Source organism: Haloferax sp. s1 (assembly GCF_058382125.1).
The window spans coordinates 1-4,240 of the sequence record NZ_JBZRPK010000405.1; the positions used below are offsets into that span (position 1 = coordinate 1).

Here is a 4,240-nt window from a genome sequence, read left to right on the forward strand (position 1 = left end):
CCATACTGGTTGCTGGGGGCATCGCCGCCGGAGCAGCGGGAAGCGGAGCCGCCCTCGACCGCGACCTCTACCGAGTCGGAATCGCATCCGACAGCCCGTATTACGACGCAGTCGACCAGTCACCGACGCTCGACCCGAGACCGATATCGGACCCGAACGTCGAACTCATCGTCACCGAACGGCACGTCTCCGTGGCCGACACGCGAACCGGAGACGCAGCTTACGGAGCGTTCAGGGATGCAGTTCAGTCGTACAACGAGCGGCAGATGGTCCGCGAGGAGAATCAATCCGCGGCGTTCCCCGTCGTCGTCAACCTCCAGTACCGGGAGCGTGGTGCACTCGTCCCCGCAGGAAGCCGGGTCGACGATAGCTCTGGCGGCGCTGGTGCGGCCGGGGATGGCTCCGGCGGTTCGTCGGGTACGGACGGAACAGACGGAAGCGGTTCCTCCACCGGCACAGTGAGTGGAGATGGCTCGACTGGAGCCGGAACGGCCCCATCCGATGCCGCGGCCGCGGACGACGGCAAAATTGGTGCGTCGCCGCTCGGTGGAGCAGCGAGTCTCTTCGGCGGCGACACCAGCGGGTCGCCAGCGAGCATCAATCCGCCGTTCCCCTTCGCGTCGCTCGTCCTCGCGTTCGTCTTCCTCGTGCCGATGAATTTCGTGATTCAGGCGTACGGGTCGAGCATCCTCAACGAGCGAATCAACCGACGCGGCGAACTGCTACTCGTCGCACCCATCTCGCCGGGCGACATCGTCGCCGGGAAGACGCTTCCGTACCTGCTCGGGATGGTCGGTATCACCGCCGCCATCGCGATGGCCGTCGGCGGCGGGTTCGTCTCCGTTGCGGCCGTCGTCCCAATCGGTCTCTTGTTCCTCGCGGCGACGTTCGTCGGCGCGATGTTCGCCCGGTCGTTCAAGGAACTCACGTTCGTGACGGTCACCGTCTCGGTGTTCTTGACGACGTACACCTTCGTCCCGGCCATCTTCACGAACGTTACGCCAATCGCGCTCATCTCGCCTTTGACACTCGTCGTCCGCGACTTGGGCGGCGATGCAATCCCGCTCGGTGAGTTCGCCTTCTCGGTCGGCCCGATTCTCCTCGCCGCAGTCGTATTGTTCCTCCTCGGAATCGGCGTCTACCGCGAAGAAGATATGTTCACCCAGCGGTCGGTTCCGCTCAAGTTCCTCGACGCGCTCGACAGTCGCATCTCGCGTCCGCGGTCGATTGCATCACTGTCGGCGCTGTCCATTCCGTTTGTCTTCATCGCCGAACTCCTCGCTATCGCCGTGTTGTTCGTTCTCCCAATCGACGTGACCGTCCCGCTCATTCTGGTTGCGGTCGCAGTCGTCGAAGAACTCGCCAAGAGTCTCCACGTCTACGCCGCCTTCGAGAACGCTCGCTTTGCGCGGACGGTCCGCACGTCACTCGTCCTCGGCGGCCTCTCCGGCCTCGGGTTTTTCGTGGGCGAGAAGTTCACAGCTATCGCCCAAATCGCCGGACTCCAGTCGCTCACACTCGGGCAGACCGCATTCGCCCCGGCAGGCGTGGGCGTCGCCGACGCGACTGGCATCAGTATCGTCGTTGCGGCTGGGTTGCTCCTCGCGCCGCTCGTGCTCCATGCCGTGACAGCAAGCGTCACCGCACTCGGCGCGAGTCGGGGGAAATCCGCCTACGCTCTATCGCTCGTCGGGGCGATTGGCATTCACCTCGTCTACAACCTGCAGGTGGTGACGACCCTTGGGTAACCCACGATTCGCCATCGCTCGGCGCGAACTCGGTAGTCTACGGAAGGAGAAGACCATCGTACTGGCGCTGGCCATCCAGTTGTTCGTGGCGGCGTTCTCGTCGTTCCTCGTCGTTGGTCTCGTCTCGCTGTACGACCCGGGTGCGGCGAGCTATCAGGTCGAGGTCGCCATCACCGGCGACGAGGATGCCGTCAGGGACTTGCTCCGCGCCGTCGCGTCCGAATCTGGACTCGACGGGCGCGTGTACTCGTCTCAGTCGACCGCGATGACGGCCTTCGAAGAACGGCAGGTCGATGCCGTCTTGGAGGCGTCGACGGGGGAGAACGGTCGCATACAGGTTTCGGCGGTCGCGCCCGATACGGGCGTAGAGACGACGGCAGTCGTCGTTCGACTCCGCGACGCACTCCGCGAACTGGAGCGAAACGAGCGCGCCGACCGGAGGGCGTTCCTGTCGACGAACCCGCTTCCCGTGCCGGTCGAGATAGAATCGAGTCCGTACTTCGGCTTCACCTACACAGTGCTCGTCCCGCTCCTGTTGTTCCTTCCCGTCTTCATCTCGGGGTCGCTCGTCGTGGACTCACTGACCGAGGAGGTTGCTCGCGGAACGCTCGAACTCCTCCGCGTCGCACCCGTGAGTTTCTCGGCGGTCGTGGACGGAAAACTCCTCGCAGCAGGTGGGTTAGCTCCGATTCAGGCGGTCGCGTGGATGCTCCTCCTCCAACTCAATGGAACCGGCATCGACAACGTCACGTGGCTGTTCGGGCTGGTCGCTGGTCTCACAGCCGTGGTCGTTACACTCGGTGCAACCGTGGCGATTACGGCACCCGACCGCCGTACGTCGCAACTGCTCTACTCGCTCGGCGTACTCCTCGTCTTCGCTGGCACGTCGCTCCTGCCGCTCAACCCCGCGAATACGGCGGCGAAACTGGCGCTCGGGACTGCCGGTCTCGGTGCTCGCGCCGCCGTCATTGGTCTGGTCGTCGTTGGACTCGTTTCGCTCGTAGGGTTGCGCGTCGTCGTGTCTCGGGTCGACCCGAACGAACTCGGGTAGTCTCGCCGGACCGACCAGTCACCCTCGACCGACAATGCATCTCTCCCCCAATAATTTGGCACCGGAACTCGTACAAGCGCGGAGTCCGAGGGGCGATATATGGCACTCGGAGGAACCGCAAAGAAGCTCCAGAAGGTCGCAGAGATGGCCGAAGACGTGTACAAGAAGCTCAACGAGTTGCGCGAGCAAATCGTCGAGGTCAGAGAAACCGTCAATGAAACGGAGGCGCGCGTCGACCGCCTCGAAGCCGAAAACGCCGAACAGCGGGCGATTCTCGAAGCGATTGCCGAAGAACAAGGCGTCGACCTCGACGCGGCCATCGCACAGGCGCACATCTCCGAAGCGGAGGACGTACAGCCCGATTCGGTCGCTGACTCGGACGACGCGTCCGACGATGCTGATTCGGCCGGCGACGAAAACGCGTCGACGGACCAGTAGACTTCCGAACCCCGGTTTCCCCGCTATTTCTCCGACGACGAACCCCGGACGAACGGATGAAAACGTTCAGGACCGGGGGCAACATTTGCCCCCGTATGACCACGCACCGCGAACCCTTCGACTCGGTGCTCGACACCATCGGCGAGACGCCACTCGTCCGGGTCCACGCATCACCCGACGAGGTACCCGTCTACGCGAAACTCGAGTCGTTCAACCCCGGCGCGAGCGTCAAGGACCGCATCGGCAAGTACATGCTCGAACAGATGCTCGAATCGGGCGAACTCCCCGAGGGAGGAACCGTCGTCGAACCGACCGCCGGAAACACCGGTATCGGTCTTGCTGTCGCCGCCGGGCAACTCGGTATTCGTGCCGTGTTCGTCGTCCCCGAACGATTCAGCGTCGAAAAGCAGACACTCATGCGTGCGCTCGGTGCCGACGTGGTGAATACGCCCACCGAAGACGGTATGGGCGGCGCTATCGACCGCGCTCACCAACTTGCCGAGGAACTCGACGACGCCGTCGTTCCGCAGCAGTTCTCGAATCCGCTCAATCCCGAAGCGCACTACGAGACCACCGCCCCGGAGATTTACGACACCCTCGACAACGAAGTCGGCGCGCTCGTCGCCGGGTGCGGGACCGCGGGAACGCTCATGGGAATGGCCCGATACGGGCGCGAACACCACGAAGAAACCTTCGTTACCGCCGTCGAACCCGAAGGCTCGCTGTACTCCACGCTCCACGACCGCGACGTGGAAGAAGCCCCATACAAAACCGAAGGAATCGGTACGCACAACCCCGACACCAACGAACTGTTCGACCCCGAGTTAGTCGACGAAATCGTCCAAATCTCCGACCGAGACAGCCACGCCGAGATGCAACGGCTCGCCTCGGAGGAAGGTCACCTCGTCGCGTCGAGTGCGGCCGCGAACTCTCTCGCCGCGCTCGACGGGGCCGAACGCGCCGCCGCCGGTGAAATCGACCTCCCGTACGATTCCGTCGTGAC

Annotated in this window: 4 protein-coding genes; all 4 read left to right on the plus strand. The window is 63.8% G+C overall.

Annotated elements, in window-relative coordinates; all coding sequences use genetic code 11:
* Window positions 1–1,748, plus strand: a 1,748-nt coding sequence (locus QT222_RS05320; protein WP_491476541.1) for an ABC transporter permease family protein, incomplete at its 5' end; no start/stop codon positions are given.
* Entirely contained in the window at window positions 1,741–2,799 is a 1,059-nt protein-coding gene (locus tag QT222_RS05325; protein WP_004056949.1) for an ABC transporter permease, read from the plus strand. The genes QT222_RS05320 and QT222_RS05325, both read left to right, overlap by 8 nt.
* 99 nt (window positions 2,800–2,898) lie before the next feature.
* Window positions 2,899–3,237 (plus strand): DUF5798 family protein, encoded by a 339-nt coding sequence (locus tag QT222_RS05330; RefSeq protein ID WP_004056950.1) that lies wholly within the window; start codon window positions 2,899–2,901, stop codon window positions 3,235–3,237.
* A gap of 95 nt (window positions 3,238–3,332) precedes the next feature.
* The coding region (locus QT222_RS05335; RefSeq protein WP_491476542.1) for a PLP-dependent cysteine synthase family protein at window positions 3,333–4,240 on the plus strand (908 nt) is incomplete at its 3' end.

Excerpts from the sequence above, each read along its gene's own strand:
- QT222_RS05330 (WP_004056950.1), top strand. The coding sequence starts at position 2,899 with ATGGCACTCGGAGGAACCGCAAAGAAGCTCCAGAAGGTCGCAGAGATG.